At 53.3% G+C, this 21,162-nt stretch carries 12 protein-coding genes; 6 read left to right on the top strand and 6 right to left on the bottom strand.

Annotated features, from left to right (window positions below):
• The first annotated feature begins 11 nt into the window (after positions 1-11).
• The 4 genes from H144_RS0126480 (at position 12) to H144_RS0126460 (ending at position 4,939) form a co-directional block, all read left to right on the top strand.
• Positions 12-1,487: a hypothetical protein gene (locus tag H144_RS0126480; RefSeq protein WP_019945140.1), complete on the top strand. Its 1,476-nt coding sequence runs from the start codon at positions 12-14 to the stop codon at positions 1,485-1,487.
• Between the two features lie 236 nt (positions 1,488-1,723).
• Positions 1,724-2,329, top strand: a complete 606-nt coding sequence (locus H144_RS0126470) for an RNA polymerase sigma factor (protein WP_019945138.1) — start codon at positions 1,724-1,726, stop codon at positions 2,327-2,329.
• A gap of 67 nt (positions 2,330-2,396) precedes the next feature.
• The gene (locus H144_RS0126465; RefSeq protein WP_019945137.1) at positions 2,397-3,278 is read left to right on the top strand and encodes an anti-sigma factor family protein; all 882 of its coding nucleotides are present in this window, start codon (positions 2,397-2,399) and stop codon (positions 3,276-3,278) included.
• A gap of 32 nt (positions 3,279-3,310) precedes the next feature.
• Entirely contained in the window at positions 3,311-4,939 is a 1,629-nt protein-coding gene (locus H144_RS0126460; RefSeq protein WP_019945136.1) for a PKD domain-containing protein, read from the top strand.
• Between the two features lie 132 nt (positions 4,940-5,071).
• On the opposite strand, the gene H144_RS0126455 is transcribed toward H144_RS0126460, so the two are convergent.
• The 3 genes from H144_RS0126455 to H144_RS0126445 form a co-directional block, all read right to left on the bottom strand.
• Positions 5,072-5,881: an alpha/beta fold hydrolase gene (locus H144_RS0126455; RefSeq protein ID WP_019945135.1), complete on the bottom strand. Its 810-nt coding sequence runs from the start codon at positions 5,879-5,881 to the stop codon at positions 5,072-5,074.
• A gap of 95 nt (positions 5,882-5,976) precedes the next feature.
• The gene (locus H144_RS0126450) at positions 5,977-7,806 is read right to left on the bottom strand and encodes a cytochrome c peroxidase (protein WP_019945134.1); all 1,830 of its coding nucleotides are present in this window, start codon (positions 7,804-7,806) and stop codon (positions 5,977-5,979) included.
• 71 nt (positions 7,807-7,877) lie between these two features.
• Entirely contained in the window at positions 7,878-9,347 is a 1,470-nt protein-coding gene (locus tag H144_RS0126445) for an alkaline phosphatase PhoX (RefSeq protein WP_019945133.1), read from the bottom strand.
• A gap of 115 nt (positions 9,348-9,462) precedes the next feature.
• Here H144_RS0126445 and bla point away from each other — a divergent pair, with 115 nt between their 5' ends.
• Positions 9,463-10,347: a subclass B3 metallo-beta-lactamase gene (gene bla, locus H144_RS0126440; protein WP_019945132.1), complete on the top strand. Its 885-nt coding sequence runs from the start codon at positions 9,463-9,465 to the stop codon at positions 10,345-10,347.
• Between the two features lie 19 nt (positions 10,348-10,366).
• Here bla and H144_RS0126435 read toward each other — a convergent pair whose 3' ends face one another.
• The 3 genes from H144_RS0126435 to H144_RS0126425 all read right to left on the bottom strand — a co-directional run bounded on the left by H144_RS0126435 (position 10,367) and on the right by H144_RS0126425 (position 16,953).
• A complete protein-coding gene (locus H144_RS0126435; protein ID WP_019945131.1) occupies positions 10,367-12,124 on the bottom strand; it encodes a tetratricopeptide repeat-containing sensor histidine kinase in 1,758 nt (585 codons plus the stop codon).
• Positions 12,125-12,201: 77 nt separating this feature from the next.
• The gene (locus H144_RS0126430; protein ID WP_051100192.1) at positions 12,202-13,929 is read right to left on the bottom strand and encodes a RagB/SusD family nutrient uptake outer membrane protein; all 1,728 of its coding nucleotides are present in this window, start codon (positions 13,927-13,929) and stop codon (positions 12,202-12,204) included.
• Between the two features lie 15 nt (positions 13,930-13,944).
• Positions 13,945-16,953, bottom strand: a complete 3,009-nt coding sequence (locus H144_RS0126425) for a SusC/RagA family TonB-linked outer membrane protein (protein ID WP_019945129.1) — start codon at positions 16,951-16,953, stop codon at positions 13,945-13,947.
• Positions 16,954-17,191: 238 nt separating this feature from the next.
• On the opposite strand from H144_RS0126425, the gene H144_RS0126420 reads away from it, so the two are divergent.
• Complete coding sequence (locus H144_RS0126420; RefSeq protein WP_026351017.1) at positions 17,192-21,157, top strand: hybrid sensor histidine kinase/response regulator transcription factor; 3,966 nt, start codon at positions 17,192-17,194, stop codon at positions 21,155-21,157.
• Positions 21,158-21,162: the final 5 nt, after the last annotated feature.

Genomic DNA, 21,162 nt, shown 5'->3' with positions numbered 1-21,162 from the left:
CTGACACCTCCATGAAACGGCTGCTGGGCTTCCTGATCGTTGTTTTTTTGTCGGATCAAGCATTCGCGCAGGCGCTGAGCCCGTACTATCAGCTCCGTGCGGCCGATCGCGTGAAACAGGTGCTGAAAGATTTCGAATCCGCATTCGGCCTGCTGACGAACCCCTACATCACCGACCGCGACGAGCGCGACGAAGCCAGTTACCGCCTCCGCGCAAGCCTCCGCGCCGACGCCCGCTTCGAAAACGACCTCGTGCCGGGCAACCAGGGCACGCAGACGATCGGTTTCCAGGAGTACCAGCGCATTGCATTTGCAGGCTATCAAAAAAGCGGCCTGTCCTATCATGCCGACTGGGAACAAGCTGAATTTAAATCCGTTACCGACGGCTTCCTGGTATTTTTATACGGTACCAAATCGCTATTCGGGAATTACCAGGGGCGACGGCGCCTGCAATTGGAAAATGTCCCATGCCGCGCCGGTGTGTTCCTGAAAATGAAAGGCAACGAGGTGATCGAAGCGAAAATCGGGTTCATGGATACGGATATGCGGGAAAAAAGCAGCCAGTTGCTTTCACTCACCGACCATCGTAACCCATTGGTATACATTACATTGCCTGAGGCAATCGATCAACTTTCGGCACAAATTCTCCATGCCCTTTCGCAAAAAGATATTCAAAAACTGTTCATCGAAGAAATCACGTTCCGCGAACTGGGTATCTCCAATGATTTTTCCAAACAGGTCACCGGTACGCTGAAAACATCGCTTGCGCGACTGTCGGACAGGTTAGAAATCGGTGCAGGCAACCCGCAGACCTCCGACCCATTGGCCAGACTCACAGGCGGTTATGAACAGGCAGGAAATTATCTAAAAATGACTGTCAAACTCTCCGACAGCAACGGGAAGCCGCTTGGCGGGACATTAATGGGGGAAATATTGCTCGGCAACATTCCGAATGCCGAGGTCGAGCCCGCGGGGAATCTCGTGCGCGAGGCCCTGCTCATGCGCGAGGTAGCGGCACTGACCATACCATTTGATAATGAGCTCATGGAGACGCGGGAAGTACTGCGGCTGGAAGTGAGCACCGACAAGGGCTTCGGGCCGCAATTGTACCGTGAGGGGGATATGATGACATTGAAAGTGCGCGCCAACAAGCCTTGTACCGTTAGGATGATTTACCAGGATGCGGCCAAAAATATTGTCAGGCTGCGAAATAATGATTTCAAAATCACGGCCGATGCGGTGGGCAGCTGGATTGACATTCCTGAAAAATTTGAATGCGCGGCACCGTTCGGGTTTGAAATGCTGCTCGCTTTCGCGACGGAAGGAACATTCAGGCCGATTGAAAAAACCGAGTCGCAAAACGGCATTACATTTATTTTGGACGACCTGAAAAAAGTACTGGAAGCGACGGCCGTGAACGCTGGAGATAAGCGAATAGCCAAATGTATGATCCCGGTCACGACGCAGGCACGGAGAAGCGGATTTTAAAAAAGAGGCCCGTCGAATCCGTCGGGCACTCTCTGGTTTGTAATAACCCACAACACTGAAATGCGAACGAACAAATGCATTTTGATAATTGTAATGTGCCGTTCGAAAATCAGCGTCGGACATTTATCCGCATTGCACGTAAAACATTATCACATGCTGCGCACTTTTTTTAAATGTTTTCCGGCCCGCTTCCAGAACCGGCCCTTTTTTGTTTTTTTGTGAAAATAACCACCTGAATGACGCCCCGAGATTCCTGCAAACGCTACCGTGATTCCGAGCTGACATTTTACGAGGAACTGCTTCATGAAAAACATGAGGCGTTTACGTATTTGTACCGGCAGACTTACCAGCAATGCATTCCTTATGTGCTGAAACGGGGCGGCGACCAGGAGCAGGCCGAAGACCTTTTGCATGATTGCCTCGCTATTTTTGTAGGCAAAATCAGGGACGGAAGTTATGTATACCAGGAAAACACGCGCATAACTACCTATTTTCAAAGCATTTACATTAACCAATGGAAGAAAAACCTCTCACTGCTCACCCGGCGGGCGGAAACATCGCTGGACGGGCATCTGCCATTGGACGAAGATGGGAATACCGCAGTGGAGGCAGATTTGGCGCAAATGGCCGCGTACGACGACGGCGAGCGTGACTGGATTTTCCGCAAGCTGGACCGGGCGTTCCGGCTGCTGGCCGAGGACTGCCGCAAAATGCTTCACTGGTTTTATGTGGAAGAACGTTCATTGCGAGAAATTGCGGCGGATTTGGGGATGACGGAGCAATCTGCGGCGGTGAAACGGTTCAAATGTGCCCGGTACCTGAAAGAGAAATTTCATTTGTAGCGATAAGAATCGGCGGAAACGCGTATAAAAAAGTGAAAACCTACTAGCGACTCACGATTTGACACATATGGAATCGGAAGAAACCTTTCAAGAAATCCACCAGTACCTCGGCGGCCAAGGCACGCCCGACGAGCGCGCCGCTTTCGAGCAGCGCATGCTCGCGGACGAGGCATTGGCAACCGAAGTAGCCTTGCAGCGCCGCATCCGCAACGGCCTGAAAGTAAACGAGTACAAGAAACTATTCAAAGGCATCCACGCCGACCTGCAACGCGAAGGCGCGTTGCCAACCGACGACAATCCCACCGAAACTCCAAGCCTGAGTCCCGTGAAAGCCGTCAAGCCTATCGGAAACCGTCCCGCCTGGGCCTATTTCGCCGCTGCGGCCAGCATTCTGCTTGCCATCGGCCTGGTTTGGTATTTCAATGCATCGCCTGAAACCGCGCCTGTTGCCTCGGAAACGCCGGCAACTCAAACACCGGTCGCACCGGATCCTGCAAGTCCAGACCTGCCGGCAGAAAAATCCGATCCCGGCAAAGTCCCCACACCGAAGCGTAAGCAACAGCCTCAAAGAGCGCCCCTGCCGATTGACAACGCCGCATTTTTCGCCCAATACTTCGATCCGGACGTGACATTGGAAAGTCCGTTCTCCAAGGAAAAGCCCGGCCTGAGCCCGTCGGCATTCCGCCAGTGGCGCACGGATACCACGCACGTGTACGCGGGCATCCGCCTGCTGGCGCAACGCGAGGGCGCACAGGCATTGCAGGAATTGCAGCAAGCCGAAACCAGTCGCTATCCGCAGGCACGCCATGCGGCTGAGTGGTATATAGCTTTGGCGTATTTGCAACAAGGCGATTTGCCGAAATGCAAGGCGCAACTGGAAAAGATTTCAGCCGATCCGGGGCATATTTATGGCAAACAAGTGGTGGAATTGCTTGCTAAAATCCATTAACTTTACAATACCTCCCACCGATCTGTGATTCGATGAAGCGAATTTTTACCTACATTTTACTCACCTTAATTGTTGTGGCGTGTCATATAGAATCGCCGCAAACGCCGGTAGCACAATTCCGCTTCACGCCAGAGGGTGGATGCACTTTTCCTTGCACTGTCAAATTTACCAGCGAATCTGAAAATGCGGCGAGCATACAATGGGATTTCGGAGACGGTGTAAAACACACAGACCTATCTGTCGAGCATAAATTTTCTTCACCTGGCACTTATTACGTAAAATTAATCGTAAAAGGAGTCGATGGTGGCAGCAGTGGAATCACTCAAATGGTCCATGTTGACACTGTAAAACCGTTCAGCCTATCGGGTGATAACAATTTTCCCACAGATATTATATCTGACAATAATGGGAACATTTACGTTTCTGGAACAGCAAAAGGCCAAGTTGATTTCGGCGAACAACACAAGTTTACTTCAAAAGGTGGCGACGATTTCTTCGTTGCAAAATTTGATAGCACGGGTCAATGTCTTTGGCTTTACTCGGATGGCAGTGTTGGCAACGATCACGGCAATGCAATCGTTTTGGATAAAGAGAACAATGTCTACCTTACAGGATTTGTCGCAGGAACGGTTTCTAACTGGAATAACAGGCCGCGAGGTGGCGTGGATGGATTTGTAGTCAAAATCGATGGAAAGGGCAAAAGTGATTGGGTTAAGACCTTTGGCGGCCCATTGGATGATCAAGGGAGATCCTTGGCATTCTTTCAAGCAGGTGAGGGACCAAATTTATATTTGGTCGGCACGATTGAAGGTGATAATGTTAGCATAAACATTGATTTTGATAGCAATCATCAAACACAAGCTAACGGAAGGGACGGGTTTCTTGCGTTGATCAATACGGACGACAAGCAGTTCACAACGGTGAAGACTATCAGCGGCCCGGATATCCAAGCCCCAGAAACGGTTGCCGTCGATGACCAGGGAAATGCCTACATCGCTGGCGCATTCCTCAAATCGATTCAAATTCCAGGGAAAGCCTCAATACAAAGCGTCGATAGCGTCGATGTTTTCGTCGCGAAATGGGGCCTTATTCCTCAAAACTTCCTGTGGGCGCAACGTGCCGGCTCTCCCGGAGTTGACTTTGCCTATGATATTGTTGTAGATCGACTCCGAAATGTATTTGTGACCGGCATGCATAGTGGAACGTTCAAAGATTTACCGCTGCAAAGTGACGGCGACGAAAACGTGTATCTCGGCAAATGGGATACCAACGGAAATGTACTTAAGGCACGGAATGGCTTTACAAATGGAGTAAAGGATTATCACGGTGGAATCGCGCTGACCGATAAGGGAAACATCGTAATTGCTGGTTCTTTCACCAACTCCGCTCAATTTCCTATGTCGCGAGGAAGAACAATATCAAGTAATGGTGGCACTGATATCATCATTACAGAGGTAGACGCCGAAGAGCTATATCAGGCTGGCAACTTTGCAGCAAGGGCAGGTGGTGTTCTGGAAGATCGGGTGAACAAAATTTGCGTTACGAAAGAGGGCTTTGTTTATGCAACCGGCTGGTTTTACGGTAACGCGCCCTACAAAAATGTTGAATTGCGAGGAACAAGCGGTGTCCGTAACACCTTCATCGTCCGCTACAAACTCTAACCCACCATCCCCCATACCATCAAAAAAGAGCAGGCGAAACCGTCTGCTCTTTTTGTTTTTGGATGTGAAGCCGTTGCTTACACTTGACAATGTGTAGACGACCGGGGGCGGGATTTGTTACAGGTTCCGGCGTCAATAGGTTGTTTTTACTTCCAGCACGCTGTCGATGACCTCGTCCAGGGCTTCGTTCAATGCTTTCGGCGATTCGAGCATGGGGTAATGGCAGGTGCCGGCGATTTCGATCAGCGTGTAGCCGTTGACGGCGTGTTCTTCCAGCGCATCGACGTTCGTGGGGTAATAGTTGACGTTGATCAGGTTCATTTTGGGCCTCAGCAGCGGCATGGCCTCCTGCTCGATCCGGTACATTTCGAAGAATTGGGGCAACGTTTGCTGGCCCATCGGCTCGTACGAATTGCGGTAGGCGGCCACGATTTTGTCGGTGATCCATTGCGGCGTCGCAGGGGTGAGCAGCACCATGCGGGCGTAGTGCTCGTTCGTGTCCGCATAAGCCTTGCGAGAGCTTTCGATGATTTCGGTTACCTGGCTTTCGTACTCGGCCGGTAGCGGCGTGGCGAGGTTCTTGAAGTTGTCGACCGCGATAAACCCGATAATGGGCTCCGGATAGCGTGTGGCGGCGATGAGCGCGAGGTTCCCGCCGAGCGAATGGCCAACCAGGACCACGTTTTCGAGCTGCAGTTCGCGGATCACGTTCACGACGTCATCGGCCATATTTTCCAGCGTCCATACCGCGCGGTTTGTGCCCGATTCGCCGTGACCGGCCAGGTCCATCGTCACTACCCGGTATTTTTCTTTGAAAAATGAAACCTGCTCCTTCCAATAAGACTGATCGATGAACGACCCGTGAAGAAAAAATAATGTGGCCGGGCCGCTGCCGTAGCTGTGGTAGCTGATGGGCGTGCCGTTGCTGATGATCGTTTTCATAATGATGGGTTGAAGTGTTGAATGATTTACTTCAAAGAAACCGCACCAGCATGACAACCCATTGTCAGTAAGTCCCTCAGCGCCTGAAAATTATTTTACAGGATTTTCATAAATGCCACCAGCGCCCTTTTTTCTGAATCACTCAGACTAAGTTTATCGAACGGCAAAGTCTGGTTATCCAGGTTAAAGCCCAGGCCGTTCCCCCCACCCTGGTCATAAAAATCGACAACTTCTTCCAATGTCCTGAAAACGCCATTGTGCATATAGGGTGCCGTCAGCGCTACGTGGCGTACGGTCGGTGTTTTGAATGCGTAGCGATGCGGCTCGCGCCTCGTGAGAACGAATTTTCCTACGTCCGGGTCCACGGTTTTGCCTTCCGCGGTGGCCGGCGTACCCAGTACTTCGCTTTCGGTTTCGAGGTAAGCGGGCGGCACGGTGCCGTTAAAGAGTGGGAAGAAATGGCAGGTAGCGCATTTGGCCTTTCCCATAAACAGGTTGAAACCCGATTCTTCTTCCACCGTCAGCATATGATCGGGGCCGCGGAAATGGCGGTCCAGGCGGGAGTCCAGGGATGAAAGTGAGCGAATATAGCTCGCAATGGCATTTTTCAGGTTGCTTTCCGTGACACCGTCGGAATAGGCAGCCTCGAAAAGCTGGCGTGATTCGGGTTGCTTTTGGAGTGCAGCGACGGCCTCCGGGAGCGAGCCGTGCATTTCGTCAGGGTTGCGGATCACGTCGCTGGCCTGGTCTTCCAGGAAAGTCACCCGTGAGTCGGCGAACTGGACGGCCTGAAACGACGCATTCAGGAGTGTAGGCGCATTGCGGCTGATCCGCATGCCGTTGAAACCGATCGCGAAACTTTTCGGCTCGCCGTCGGTGAATGCCTTGTCGGGCTGGTGGCAGGTAGCGCACGTCCGGCCGGAGTTATTCGATAATACGGGATTGAAAAACAGCATTTTACCCAATGCGATACGATCGGCCGTCATGCTCTGTTCTTCGAAGTTGATGAAATAATTGGCATTGAATGCATCCGGCTCGGTGAGCGTGCGGGCAGATGCAGATAGCAAACGTTTCTCTGTAAATACAGGGATATTTAATGCCTTCTGAACATCAAGCAAGCGGCTGCTTAGCGGATTTGCGTAGTTCTTGATGAATACAAGCCGGTCGAATGCATTGAAATCACGGGATCGGGCCACATAACCGATGGCTGCGCGAAATGTGCTGTCGAGCTGTGCGGTCAATACATTATCGCCGCTTCCCACTCCGAAATGGGCCAGCTGCCGCTGCATTCCCATAAGCGCCGAAGCGACTTCCGGCAAAGAATGGAACGCCACCGGCGAATCGAAGCCCGTAATGCCCATTGATACGATGCGGAACACTTCAAGCCGCATCGCGTCGAATATATGACTGTCCGTCAACTCGTTAGTCTCCGAAATCTTGCGCAGGCGATGTACGTTCGCGCGCAGGGCACTGGCAGTTTCAAGCATATCGGGGTAGGCATCCGCGGCCACTTCCGGGAACACCATTTCTTCCAGCACCTGGAACCCCTGCGGCTGGTTCACACGCAGGTCGTCGTCCACGTCGGGGATATTCGCACCGTTGAGCGCGCGGGTCGTTTCGGGACTGTAGTAGGCGGAGATAAATTCCACCCGCTTGTAAGCCAGCCGCGCCCGTTTGAAAGATTGCTGAATGGCGGCAGGCTGTTTTCTACGGATATCGGTTTGCAAACGGCTCACGGCACTGTCCAGCGCCGTAATGTCCTGCATAAATGTGCGTTTCACCAGGCTTGCCGGCGAGTTGGCGGGGCTCGTCAGCCACCATATCAGGCATACAGCCAGCGGGATAACGACTACGAGGAAAAGTAAAAACAGAAGCCGTCTGTGACGATAAATAAACGAATCGGGATTGCGATCGAATTTCAGCATGGGAGCGGGTATTGAGGCAATGGAAAACTCCTGGCCCGAAAATTCCGGCCAGGAGTCTGAAAACTATAAAATTAACGAGGCAGACCTTCGATCAGGATCAGCTGGCTGGCCTGGTTCTCCGATTTCCGGACCGAACCGCCATCCACTCCCTTGTATTTATCACCGCGCCATGTGTGCGCCTGAATGCCGAGCATGAACGTGTTCGGACGACCGGTAACATCCGACACGTCGATCATTCCGCTGCTTTCCCATGAACCGAATGCAGAGGTACCACCTACATTGTATTTGGCCGCATCGGCTTCGTTACGACGGTGGTCGATTTCAAGGACAGGGGTCAGCTGCTTGGTATTGAGGTTATATTGATACACATAACCATCGTGCTTTTCATCGCCGTAACCGTTCGGATCTTCCATGATGTAGATGTAATCATAGGTAACACAAACGTTATCCGGGTTCTGGAACGTCTTCGCAATGCCTGTACGGTCGTCGCCGTCGAGGAGTACTTCCAGTTTACCTTTCGTGGGATCGTTGGCATCGAGCGTGATATGGTACACGCGGCCGTATTTCGAGCGTGAATAGTCGGCGTTAGAACCTGTATTATCCTGGCCTGTTACGGCGAAAATCACCTCGCGGCCTTTCCCGCCGTCGCCCTTACGGTAATCCACGTCTTCCACACGTCCGAACTTAATCGCTTTCAGATCATTCACTTTGGCGTTGATCTGGGCTCCGGTCAATGTTTTGTGGTTATCGATTTTAACAAATTCCACATCATAGGAACTGCCCGGCTTCATGTCCATTTCCTTCTGGTTGTTGTCGGCGCGTTTCAGCATATACAATGTGCCATTATCGAGGTCGCCCACGGTGTTCGACATATACATCGCCACCTGTCCACCGTTTACGTCCGAATCGTCGTCGCCGATCACGATCACGGTTTTGCCCGGATAGGCTGTTTTAGGAAGCGGAACGGCGTTTTCAGCACTCCAACGGCCCAGACCGGCCACCTCGCGCGACACGTTCGCCTGGCTTACGTTCGCATCCACGTTGAGCGCGTGCGTACGCGACTCCTGGCCGCTTTCACCCGAAGTCAGGAATACCGGACCGAAACCATGTTCGATCGGCGTTACCAGGGTAGCCGAGCATAAGCGCCACGTTCCACCGTCCGAATTGAGTACATACTCCCCTTTTACAGGCTTGAAACCTTTATCAAGCGTAATGCGCGATACCGCAAAGTTATCTTCATTGTTGACCAGCACGGTGTAGTTGCCGTCCGGATTCTGGAAAAGGCCCGCGCCGTCGGCGGAACCACCGAAAACGTAACTGGGTGATTGTTCGAGCTGATCGTCGGAGCTCAGGAGCGAATACATTTTCACATTGCTGGCCGAAACACGTCCGTTGGTAGCGCCTGGGAGCAATTTGGCGAGTACGGGCGTTACCGAGCGGTTCTGGAGAGTGATCGCCGGGCTGTTCGGATCACGGTGATCCTGGCATGCACCGAGCGCCAGCAGGCCGGCCAATGCAGTGTAGGTAAATAATGGTTTCATGGTGAAGATAAACTGATTAAGTGAAAATAGTCCCACAAAGAACAGCCATTCATTTTTCGCGGATTTTATCCATTTATTATCAGTTTATTATCTTTGCCGCCTTACCATCAATCCTATGCCGACACTCAGAAGAAAACTTGCTACAACGCTCATCGCCGGGGCGCTTTTCACTCCCATAGTCACCCTGGCCCAAAACAAAACCTGGAAACCGCCATTTGTGCAGGCCGAATGGTCTAAGGATTACCGCCCGTTCCGCATTGCCGGGAACCTGTATTATGTAGGCACTTACGACCTCGCCTGCTACCTCATCGCCACGCCGAAAGGCCATATCCTGATCAATACCGGCCTGGAATCGTCGGTACCGCAGATCCGAAAGCACATTGAAGCCCTCGGTTTCAAATTCGCGGACATTAAGATCCTGCTCGCCACGCACGCGCATTACGACCATGTGGCAGGTATGGCCGCCATTAAAAAGGCCACGGGGGCCAAGCTGATGATCCAGGAAAAAGACGCCAAAGCCCTGGCCGACGGTGGTGCTTCCGATTATTCGCTCGGTTCGCACGGTGCGAGCTTCGAGCCGGTACAGGCGGATCAGCTGCTGAAAAACGGGGAGATCATCAAGCTCGGTACCATGCAGGTCAAACTGCTCCACCACCCGGGCCACACGCCCGGCGCGAGCAGCTTTTCGTTCACGGTGCGGGACGAAAAACGGGCATACAAAGTCCTGATCGCCAACATGCCGAGTATTCTCGACGAAACCAAACTCTCGGGCATGCCCGGCTACCCTGAGGTAGGAAAAGATTATGCCAAAACGCTGGCGACGATGAAAAACGAGCAGTTCGACATCTGGCTGGCCTCCCACGCGAGCCAGTTTCGCCTGCACGAAAAACACAGGCCTACCGACCCGTACCTCCCGGAAGCATTCTTCGATAAGGCCGGGTACGACAAGGCCGTCGCCGATCTGAAAAAGAGCTACGACGAAAAAATCAAGCAGAAGTAACGGCGCATTCCGGTACCATTCAGGCCGGGGAGAGTGTGCCTACATTCTCCCCCGGCAGGAAAATATAGAAGGTGGTACCGTCCCCCTCCTCGGTTTCGAACCAGATCCGCCCGCCATGCGCCTCGACGATCTGTTTGGAAATATACAGACCCAGCCCAAATGCCTGCTCGCCCGCCGTACCGGCTCTTTTGGAAGTGGTAAACGGGTCGAAAATCCCTGGTATGGCTGTTTTGGGAATGCCTAATCCATTATCCTCGATCGCGATGGTGACGCCTTTGTCGTCGTGCGACACATTCACACGGATCGTTTCACCCTCCGCACTGAATTTGATCGCATTCACAATCAGATTATTAAGTACGCGCAGAAGCTTGTCCGGGTCGGCATTGATCGTCACGGAAGGCAGTTCGTCGAGCACGAGCCGCTGGTTTTTCTCGGCCGCGCGGAACGTGAGCAGCATGATGGCGTGATCCAGGAACACCGGCAGGTCCACCGGCTTCTTCTGTAATTCGGTTTCTTTGAAGTCAAAATCGGTTTGAAGCAGGTCGCTGATCATATGCAGGCAGCTCGTGCTCGACTCGCGGATGAGGTCTACGTATTGCCGGGCCTCCTCGCTGCTCGTATCCTCGTCCTGCAACAGCGAACAAAGCGCATTGATGCCGCCGATGGGATTTCGGAGGTCGTGCGCCACGATTTTGATCAGCCGCGCGTAGTTCTGGTTGCTTTTTTCCAACGCGTCGCTCGTCGTTTCCAGTTGCCGGAACTGCATGGTGAGCATCCGGTTCGTGTTTTTGCTGAGCTTCCAGCTCCGCCACAGGATGACGATGACCAGGAGCGTGAGCACGCACACTGCGACCGCCAGCCAGGCCATCGTGGCATTGTACCTGGATTTCAGCTGCGCCGAAATCAGCTGCTGGTCCTTCACGGCATATTCAATGTAATCGATCCCCGAAACGCGGTCGATTTCAGCCTGTTCCTCATATAGCTTCAATAATTTCCGGCTGTAAACGAATGCGTCAGTGTTGTCCTTTTGAGACATATAGTAATCATACAGCTTCCTGCACACGTCGCGCGCGTACATGCGGTAATTCTTTTGTTCCGCCAGGCTTAACGCTTTGGTATAAAAGCCGATAGCCCTGTCCCGATCTCCGGCCAGGTACAGGTCGCCCAGGTCGAGCAGGAGATCCATACTGAGGTAGTTCAGCTCCAATGCCAGGGCGCGGTCGAGGGTGTTTTCGAGCAGGAGCAGGCCCTTATCCCGCTGCCCGCCGGAAATCAGTTCGACGGCCCGCAGCTGGTCGATGGCCAGTTCCAGACGGACATCGCTATACTTTTTGGCAATACCGTAAGCCCTGTCGATCAACGCGGTGCGTTTCGCATTGGTAAATTTTTGCGGGTAAAGCAAAATGTAGTTGTAAATGAGGATCGCTGTAACGGAGTCGTGTTCGATGCGGTCGCCGAGCGTCATCGCGCGGTCGTAATGCGATTGCGCCTTATCGTCGCGGCCGCTCACATTGTACACAGAGCCGATGTTCATCAGCGTCTGCACGATGTTCGACGAATCGCCCAGCGCCACATATTGATTGTAGGCATCGTTATAATACCGCAATGCAAGCTGGATATTGCCTTTGATATCGAACACGACGCCGAGGTTGTTGGTCGCGTCGGCCAGGCCCTGGTCATAATCGTGGCGAAAAGCCACTTGCCGGGCCTGCAATGCGTAGTAGAGCGTGCTGTCGGCATTTTGTTCGTAAAAAAGCCGCCCGCGGCGCTTGTTCATCGGTTTTAGTTAAAATCTTTCTAAATCAATTTCAATTCAAATTGGATTTAGAATTATTGACCATGCTTATCAATCAATCAATATCCGGGATTCTGTTTCAGCTGGGGTGACGAGTTCAGCACAGTTTGTCCGATCGGGAAAATCTCGGTATGGTTGTCGGCGTCGGCCGTCTTGTCCCACCAGGTGCCTTTGTTGAACACACCCCAGCGGATCATATCGGTGCGGCGGCGGCCCTCCACGAGGAATTCGCGGCCCCATTCGTCGAGCATTTCCTGGTCGGTAAGCTGCGTGCCGTCGGCCTTGTAAAGGCTTGGCGAGCCGGTCGGGTAATTACGCTTGCGCACGGCATTCAGCAATGCGGCCGCACCGGCTTTGTCGCCCGCCCGGTATTTGCATTCGGCCAGCGAGTAGTAGATTTCCGCGAAACGGATCTCGGCGTAGGCCGACGAAATCTTGTTCGCGTCGTCGCTCGGGTAGAACGGGTACTTCACAGGGAAAATACCCGAATTGTTATCCGCATTGTTCATATTCGAGGTTTTATCGGCGATAGGCGTCCCTGGTTTCGCGTCGAGGAATTTACCCACCTGGTCCCTGAAATACAGCGCATAAGGACCTTTAAAACCGCGGACCGTATCCGGTTTGCCGGCCGAATTGGTATAGGTGAGGTAGCCGTGCAGGAACATTCCCTCGCGTTTCGTATTACCCAGGTTCTTATATTTTTTCAAACGGACATCATCCGGGTACTTCTGGAACTTCACGAAAGGCTTGCCCAGCGCGAAGGGATATTCCTTACCATCCACATCGAGGCCTGGCTGCATGGCATACTTAGGATTGGCATTGCCGAAATCGGTGAACCCGAAGTAGCTCGGCGCCAGGTTCGGCAGCATCCAGAAATACATCCCGCCGTCATATTGCCAGTGCGTGAGGCCGAAACTTCCGGGGAAACCGAATACCGTCTCTTTCGATTTGGCATTGTTGTAGTCGAACGGCGCGTCCCAGCGGGTTTCGAGGGCGTAGGTGCCATATTTGCCGTCGATCATTTCCTGGCAAAGTTTGGCGCAATCCGCGAAACGGTCGGTGCCGGTGTACACTTTCGCATTCAGGTACAGGCGCACGAGCAGCGACACCGCCCCGCCCTGCGTCCAGCGGCCTACCGCATTTTCGCCCAAGCTCTGTACCGTCGGCAGTTTCGGCAGTGATTCTTTCAATTCATTTTCAATGAACGCAAAAGCTTCCTGCGGGGTCACCTGCGGACCGCCCGTCGTTTCTCCCTTCACTTTCGTGACGATCACGATGTTGCGGTAAAAGTCGAACAACCGGAGGTTAAGCCAGGCGCGCAATGTGCGCAGCTCGGCAATCATGCCGTCGAGCTCGGCTTGCGTCATATCGAATTTCGTGGGGTCGGTAATGCCCTGCAAGTCTTCCAGCGAGTTGGTCGCCAGCGTTACGCCGCCGTACAATGCATTCCAGGGGTCAGACGTGAAGCCGTCGTTCGGCGTCCAGGTGTGGTAATGCACGCGCTGGAACTGCCCGCCGTCGAACCAGTCGCCCTGGCGGTTCGGCGTCATGATTTCGTCGGAGCTGTTTTCCTGCAACATGAACGTGCTGCCGCCCTGGATGCTCCAATAGCTGTGCTCGAATGCACGCAGGAAGTCGCGCGTCACGTCCTCGCGGGTTTGCAGGAAGTTTCCGGAGGTAATGCGGTCGTACAATTCCTCATCGAGGTTGGTACAGCCTACCGTCGCCAGCAGCAGCATGCCCGCTCCTATCTGAGACGTATATTTCAATATGTGGTTCCTTTTCATTGGTATTTCAAAAAATTAGAAGGTGAGCTGTACGCCAAGGAGCAACTGGGTGGTCGACGGGTAGTAATCGAGCGTACCGTTGTTGTCGCCGTTTTTGTTCACGCCCGGATAGAGGCCGTTCACGTTGATCAGGTCGGGATCGCCGCCGGTAAACTTCGTGAAAGTAGCCAGGTTGCGCGTAGTCGCATAAATCCGAACCGATTGCAGGAATTTTGTCTGGATCGGCTGGGTATAGCTCAGCGTCACGTTGTCGACCTTCAAAAACCCACCCGATTCGAGGAAATAATCCGACAGCGTCGAATAGGTCGTCGGACTGGTCAGCTTCGAATATTTGCCGCCGTCGTAGGCCGACGTCAGCACATTGGCATTCTCCTGCGTGGCCGGCGTACCGAGGTAGAAAGCGTAGGTATTGAACAACTTATATCCAAATGAGCCGCGGAGGAACACGCTCAGGTCCCAGTTTTTGTATTTAAAATTATTGGAAAGACCCATTGTAAACTTCGGCAAACCGTTCCCTACAAACTGCTTGTCGTCGTTGGTAGCCTGGTTTCCAGGGATCACCTCGCCTTTTTTGTTGTACACCAGCAATGCACCCTGTTCGTTCACACCAGCGGATTTGAGCGCGTAGAAACTCCCGATGCGCGTATCTTCCTGCAAGCGTTGCAGCGTACCCGGGCTGCCCGGCGCAGGCATACCCACTACATCGACGTACTTCTGGCCTTTAAACAACGCATTCGAGAAGGACACAAACTTGTTGTTATTATATGCACCTGTAAATCCGAGATCATAGCTAAAATCACCTTTCCGGAGCACATTGGCGTTCAATTGCAATTCAAAACCGGTATTCCGCATGGTACCCACGTTGGCAAATGTTTGTCCCTGGATGTTCGGTGGGTTGGACACATTATAGTTACCCAGCAGGTCGCGGTTCGTGCGGATGTAGTAGTTCAAGCTACCGGACAGCCTGCTGCCGAACAATTCGAAATCGACGCCTGCATTGAAGTTGGCCGCTTTTTCCCAGCGCAGGTCGTAGTTGGTATTCTGATTAGGGCCCCACACCTGGTAGTTGGTGCCATTGTAGAGGTAGTACCCGTAGCCGCCGTAGGTATCGAGCGAAAGGTAGTTGCCAAAATCCTGGTTACCCGTTTCGCCATAGTCGGCGCGGAGTTTCAGCTCGTTCAGCCAGCGCACGTTTTTCAGGAAGCTTTCCTGCGAGACACGCCATGCCAGCGATGCCGCCGGGAAATAACCCCATTTGTTGGAATAGCCGAATTTCGAAGAACCCTCGCGGCGCAAGCTGGCCGACAGGTAGTATTTCTGGTCAAAATCGTAGTTCAAACGACCGAAGAATGCGATCAGTTTGGAAGAGTTTTTATATGAACCTACGTTGTTGATCCCCTGCTGCAAGTTCCACAACCCGCTGCCGAGGTTATTATAGGTCAATACATTGGAAGGAAAATTCTCATTCTTCGCATTGAACCCCGACGACGTAAAATACTGGAATGAATAACCGCCGAGCAACTTCACCGAATGCTTGTTCACATCCAGGTAATAGTTGCCGATCCATTCAAAGCTTTTCTGGTCGTTTTCTTCGAGGATCTGCTCGCCCGTATTGCGTTTGCTTCCGTTGATGACGGTCGTCAGCGTCGATGGTGTGAACAAGTATCTGCGCATCGAAGAGCTTACCTGCCCGATCGTCACGACGGTGTTCAGGTTTTCAAGGATATTCAGTTTCGCAGAACCATTCATATCCATCAGCTTATACTCCCGGTCCGACTTCACGCCCCGTGCGACTTCAACCGGGTTGTTGGCAAAGAATCCGGATGTCAGATAAGCGTACTTGCCGGTTGAGTCGTGGACGGAAAGCGTCGGGTTCAGGGTCAGTGCGTAGTTGAAACCGCTGTAATCGGCGTCGCTGGTTTTGGTATAGCGCGGCGCAGCGGTAAATGCGAGCTCGATCAGGTTGTTGGCCGATTTATGGTTGATATTAATGCGGCCGCCGTACTCGCGTTTCGCCGAACGGAGGTCGATACCGTTGGCATCGCGGTAATCGAGCGAGGTGAAATAGTTGGTCTTGCCATTACCGCCCGAAAATTGGAGGGTATGCTTGTGCGAAAACGACGGGTTACGCGCTACCTCCTTCATCCAGTTGGTATTACCGCCGAAATCGACGCCGCGCTTGTTTTTCAGGAAGTCGTCTTTTGAAAGTACATTCAGTTGGTTGGTCGGGAAGTCGAATGTGGTATAACCGTCGTAGAATATACGTGAGTCCGCCGTTCCCTTTTTGGTCGTGATCACGATCACCCCGTTGCTGCCGCGCGTACCGTAAATGGCCGACGCCGCACCGCCTTTCAGTACGTCGATCGACTCGATCTCGTTCTGGTTGATGTTGTCGATGTTACCACCCGGCACGCCGTTGATGACAAACAATGGCCCCAGGCCCGCGCTCCGTGACGACGCCCCGCGCAGCTGAATGCTAGGCGACGAGTTGGGATCGGCCGCAGCGGTGTTGGTCACCGAAAGCCCCGCAACCTTGCCCTGAATGGCCATCAGCGGGTTGTTACCGCCCGTGCGGAGCAAATCCTTGGCCGAAAGGTGCGTAATGGCGCTGGAAACCTCCTTCTTGTTGAGGGAACCATAGCCGATTACGACTACCTCGTTCAAAGTTTTCTGGTCTTCCACGAGCACGATTTCAAGGGAAGTTTTCCCCGCAATGCCGATTTCCTGGGTCACATAGCCCACATTGGAGACGGCCAGCGTGGCATTGGCGCTGCTGACCTGCAATTGAAATGTGCCGTCGGTACCGGATACCGTTCCGTTGTTCGTCCCCTTTTCGAGGATCGCGACGCCCGGCAGGGCGCCCTGGTTGTCGGACACTTTGCCGGAAATCTGCACGGTTTGTGCGGCGGCCTGGAAAGCCCAGAGCGTCATCAGCACGCAGCCGAACCAGTTGGTGGCCCGGGCGAGCGAGTGCCGCACCGGTCGCAGCCGTTTGCCCCGGCCGGTCATTTTGTATAAATTCATTCTCATGAAGGATTAATAGGTGATTGACGCGGCAGCGTTGTTACTTTTTAGTTATAATATTGGATTAATTAAGAATGCTGCGAAGTTCAGGCTTTCGGAAATAACCGGATGATCGTTTTGTCTCAATTTCAGATCAAAATGTCTCACCGGAAATTTTTATGATTTAACTATGATTTTAGTGGGATATCTTTATGCAGCGGTTGTGCCGGAAAATGGCTTTTATTGAAGAATCATATTGGTGAGAACATATCTTTTCCTCCTGCTTTTTGTCCTCGTGCACGTGGGGACGGTCGCGCAGGAAACTCCTTTCTATTTCCGTAATTACCAGGTTTCCGATGGCCTTTCGGGCAATGCGGTGGGGAAAATGGTTCAGGACAAAAAGGGCTTCATGTGGTTTGCGAGCCGCAATGGCCTCAACCGCTTCGACGGCCATTCGTTCCGCATTTTCCAGAGCGTAGCCGGCGATTCACTCAGCATCGGGAGCAACTCTATTTTTGCATTATGCGAAGATGTGTCCGAAAAGCTCTGGGTGGGCACGCACAAGGGTGTGTACCGCTACGACCCCGTGCGCGAGCGTTTTGAAGCATTCCGGCTGATCCCTCCCGGCGAGGTGCTCGAAATCCGCGGCGACCGCAACGGCAACATCTGGATCATTTCCGACCTGCGGCTTTACCGCTACCATTTGCGCACGGGCCGCGTCGCACGTATCGACCTCGGGGGCGACCAGCCGGTATCTCTGCATGTATCGCCCGCCGGCGTGGTGTGGGTGGCGTGCAACAATGGCGTGGTGCGCCAGTACCGCCCGGCTACCGGCCGCTTCGAAGCGTACGATGTGGGCGCGTTGTCGGGCGTGCGGGACATTTACGGATCGATGACGCTCCATGCCGTGGGCGACTCGGCGTTGCTGATCGGTTCGATGAAGAAGGTGTTACTGCTGAATTTCATGACGAAACAGGCCCGTAACCTCACGGCGGCCGGAATGCCCGGCGAGGACGTACAGGTGCACACCATTTTCCAACGGAACGACGCCGAATTTTGGCTCGGTACCGAATCGGGATTGTACATTCTCGACCTGCCGGCCCGGCGTTCGCAGCATATTGTCCGGGAGCAGTTCAACCGCTATTCCATCACCGATAACATCGTCAATTCCATCCTTCGCGACCGTGAGGGCGGCATCTGGATCACGACGCAATTTGGCGGGATCAATTACTATTCGGGCCAGTTCAACAACTTCCGCAAGTTTTTTCCTACACCCGGCAACAGCATCAGCGGCAGCATTGTCCACGAAATCACGAAAGACCGGCATGGCCGCCTGTGGGTAGGCACCGAAGACGCTGGCCTGAACCGCCTCGACGTCCGCACAGGCCGGTTTAAGGCATTCCTGCCCGACGGCCGCCCCGGCAGCATTTCCTACCGCAACCTCCACGGCATGGTAGCCGACGGCGACGAACTGTGGGTGGGCACTTACGAGCACGGCCTGGACGTGGTCGACCTCAAAACGGAGCGTGTGATCCGGCATTACAATGCATCCTCAGACCCCAGGTCGCTGAGCAGCAACTTCATTGTAACGATGTACAAAACCCGCTCGGGCGACATTCTCGCGGGTACGTGGATGGGCCTGTGCAAATACAACCGCGCCACCGACGATTTTACCAGGATGCCCTATTTCAATATGCAGGTCCAGAGCATTCACGAGGATGCCGAAGGTACGCTCTGGGTGGCAAGCTACGGCCGTGGGGTATATTATTTTAATCCCAAAACCCTGAAACAGGGACGCCTGCAATACCGCGCCGACCAGCCTGCGGGACTGCCGGACAACTACGTGAACAGCCTCTATCAAAGCTCAGACAAAAGCATTTGGCTCTGCACCGAGCACGGGCTGTCGCGGTACAATCCCGCAACGGGCAAATTCCGCAATTACCGCATTACCAACGGGCTGCCCGATAACCAGGTGTTCCGTATCCTGGAAGACGACGCGGGCGATTTCTGGGTATCCACCTCGCGCGGGCTCGCGAAGCTCGACGGCCGCACCGACCGTTTCACCAATTTTCACATGGGCAACGGCCTGCCAACCGACCAATTCAACTACAATTCGTCGTATAAGGACGCCGACGGCACGCTGTATTTCGGTACCGTGGCCGGGATGGTGGGTTTCAAACCGGCCGCGTTGCTGCGCAACCGTTTCGTACCACCCGTTTACATTACCCGCTTGCAGGTCAACAACCGCGACGTGGACATCCGGCAGCCCGACGCGCCCTTGCAGCGATCGATCATCTACGCGAGCGAGATCACCCTGCCCTACCAGAGTTCCAGCCTCAGCTTCGACGTGGCGGTACTGAGCTACGTCATCCCCGACCAGAACAGCTACCAGTACCAGCTCGAAGGCCTTTCGCGCGAATGGGTGCCTTTTCACGGCAGCAGACGCATACATTTTTCCAAACTCCCGCCGGGCGACTACACGCTTAAAATCCGCGGCGCAAACAGCGACGGTCTTTGGAATAACCGCGAAACGAGGCTGGGGATCACCATATTGCCGCCGTTGTGGGCTACCGGCTGGGCCTACCTGTTTTATGTAGTGCTGATAGTGAGTATTATTGTCGTAATTTTCCGTTACTACTTTCTCGCCCTGCACGAAAAAAGCCGCCGGCAGATCGAGACAATCGAAATGGGGAAAGAGCGGGAGATTTACAATGCCAAGATCGACTTTTTTACCAATGTGGCGCACGAGATCCGTACGCCGCTGACGCTCATTAAAATGCCGCTCGATAAGCTGCTCGTGAGCCGGAAGTCCGATCCTGAAATGATGGAGAGTTTGAATATGATTGACAAAAATACCAGCCGCCTCATCGACCTGACCAACCAGCTACTGGATTTCAGGAAGGCGGAGGCTAATAATTACAGCTTGAATTTTACTAAAACCGATATTAACGACCTGCTGAGCGATGTTTTCGCGACGTTCCGCCCCGCAGCGGAGCAAAAGCAGCTGCATTATAAACTGGAACTGCCCCGCATTACCTTGCAGGCGTTCGTGGACGAGGAAGCGTGCAAGAAGATCACGAGCAATCTCGTGAACAATGCGATCAAATATGCCGAAAGCAGCGTCAAAGTGAAGCTTTCGCCGTTCAACAGCGACGACCTGCTTTTCCATATCGAATTCTCCAACGACGGCCCGCTGATCGGCTACGACGACCGGGACCGCATTTTCGAACCGTTCTACCGGGCCGAGGGCAATAGTAAGGAACAAGGTACGGGCATCGGCTTGCCGCTGGCGCGCTCGCTGGCCGAGCTGCACAAAGGCACGCTGGAACTGAAACGCTCTGAAACCGACCAGAATACCTTCCTGCTTTCCATCCCCATTCACCAGGATTACGAGCTCGACCTCAACAAAGAGGACGGCCCCGGCGCGGCACAAGCCAACGGCGACGAGCCCGAAGTATCGGCCAACCCGAATAAACCCAATGTGCTGCTCGTGGAGGACAATGCGGAAATACTTGGCTACCTCGGTAGGGAACTGGGTATGGGTTACAACATTTTCCGGGCCGGCGACGGCCGCCAGGCGATTGAGCTGTTGCAGGAAGAAAACATTCATCTGGTGATCAGCGACATTATGATGCCGGTGATGGACGGTATCGCATTATGCCGCGAGATGAAGAACGACGTACGCTTCAGCCACATCCCGATCATCCTGCTGACTGCCAAAAATTCGATCAGTTCGAAAATCGAGGGATTGGAAGTCGGCGCGGACGCCTATATCGAAAAACCGTTCTCGCTCGACCATTTGGCGGCTCAGATCAGCAACCTGCTCCAAAACCGCGACATCATTAAGGATTACTTCGCTCGCTCGCCGCTCACGCACATCAAGGGCATCGCATTCTCACGTGCGGACAAGGACTTTTTGGAACAGCTCAACGCCATTATCACCGCCCACATAGCCGATAGCGACCTGGATGTGGATATGCTTTCTTCCAAAATGAATATGAGCCGCCCTACCCTTTACCGGAAAATCAAGGGTATTTCAGACATGACGCCGAACGAGCTCATCAACCTTTCGCGCCTCAAAAAGGCGGCCGAGCTGCTAGCCGAAAAGAATTATAAGATCAATGAGGTTGCGGATATGGTGGGTTACAGCGTACCGACCAATTTTTCGCGGGATTTTCAGAAACAGTTTGGCGTGAGCCCTTCCGGCTACGTGAATGCATTGTAAGGTTT

The organism is Dyadobacter beijingensis DSM 21582 (assembly GCF_000382205.1).
Classification (GTDB): domain Bacteria; phylum Bacteroidota; class Bacteroidia; order Cytophagales; family Spirosomataceae; genus Dyadobacter; species Dyadobacter beijingensis.
This window is presented reverse-complemented; position numbering and strand designations above follow the sequence as displayed.

Bases quoted from the DNA above. Each gene is read 5' to 3' on its own strand.
- H144_RS0126480 (WP_019945140.1), top strand. From the start codon at position 12: ATGAAACGGCTGCTGGGCTTCCTGATCGTTGTTTTTTTGTCGGATCAA.
- H144_RS0126470 (WP_019945138.1), top strand. From the start codon at position 1,724: ATGACGCCCCGAGATTCCTGCAAACGCTACCGTGATTCCGAGCTGACA.
- H144_RS0126465 (WP_019945137.1), top strand. From the start codon at position 2,397: ATGGAATCGGAAGAAACCTTTCAAGAAATCCACCAGTACCTCGGCGGC.
- H144_RS0126460 (WP_019945136.1), top strand. From the start codon at position 3,311: ATGAAGCGAATTTTTACCTACATTTTACTCACCTTAATTGTTGTGGCG.
- H144_RS0126455 (WP_019945135.1), bottom strand. From the start codon at position 5,881: ATGAAAACGATCATCAGCAACGGCACGCCCATCAGCTACCACAGCTAC.
- H144_RS0126450 (WP_019945134.1), bottom strand. From the start codon at position 7,806: ATGCTGAAATTCGATCGCAATCCCGATTCGTTTATTTATCGTCACAGA.
- H144_RS0126445 (WP_019945133.1), bottom strand. From the start codon at position 9,347: ATGAAACCATTATTTACCTACACTGCATTGGCCGGCCTGCTGGCGCTC.
- bla (WP_019945132.1), top strand. From the start codon at position 9,463: ATGCCGACACTCAGAAGAAAACTTGCTACAACGCTCATCGCCGGGGCG.
- H144_RS0126435 (WP_019945131.1), bottom strand. From the start codon at position 12,124: ATGAACAAGCGCCGCGGGCGGCTTTTTTACGAACAAAATGCCGACAGC.
- H144_RS0126430 (WP_051100192.1), bottom strand. From the start codon at position 13,929: ATGAAAAGGAACCACATATTGAAATATACGTCTCAGATAGGAGCGGGC.
- H144_RS0126425 (WP_019945129.1), bottom strand. From the start codon at position 16,953: ATGAATTTATACAAAATGACCGGCCGGGGCAAACGGCTGCGACCGGTG.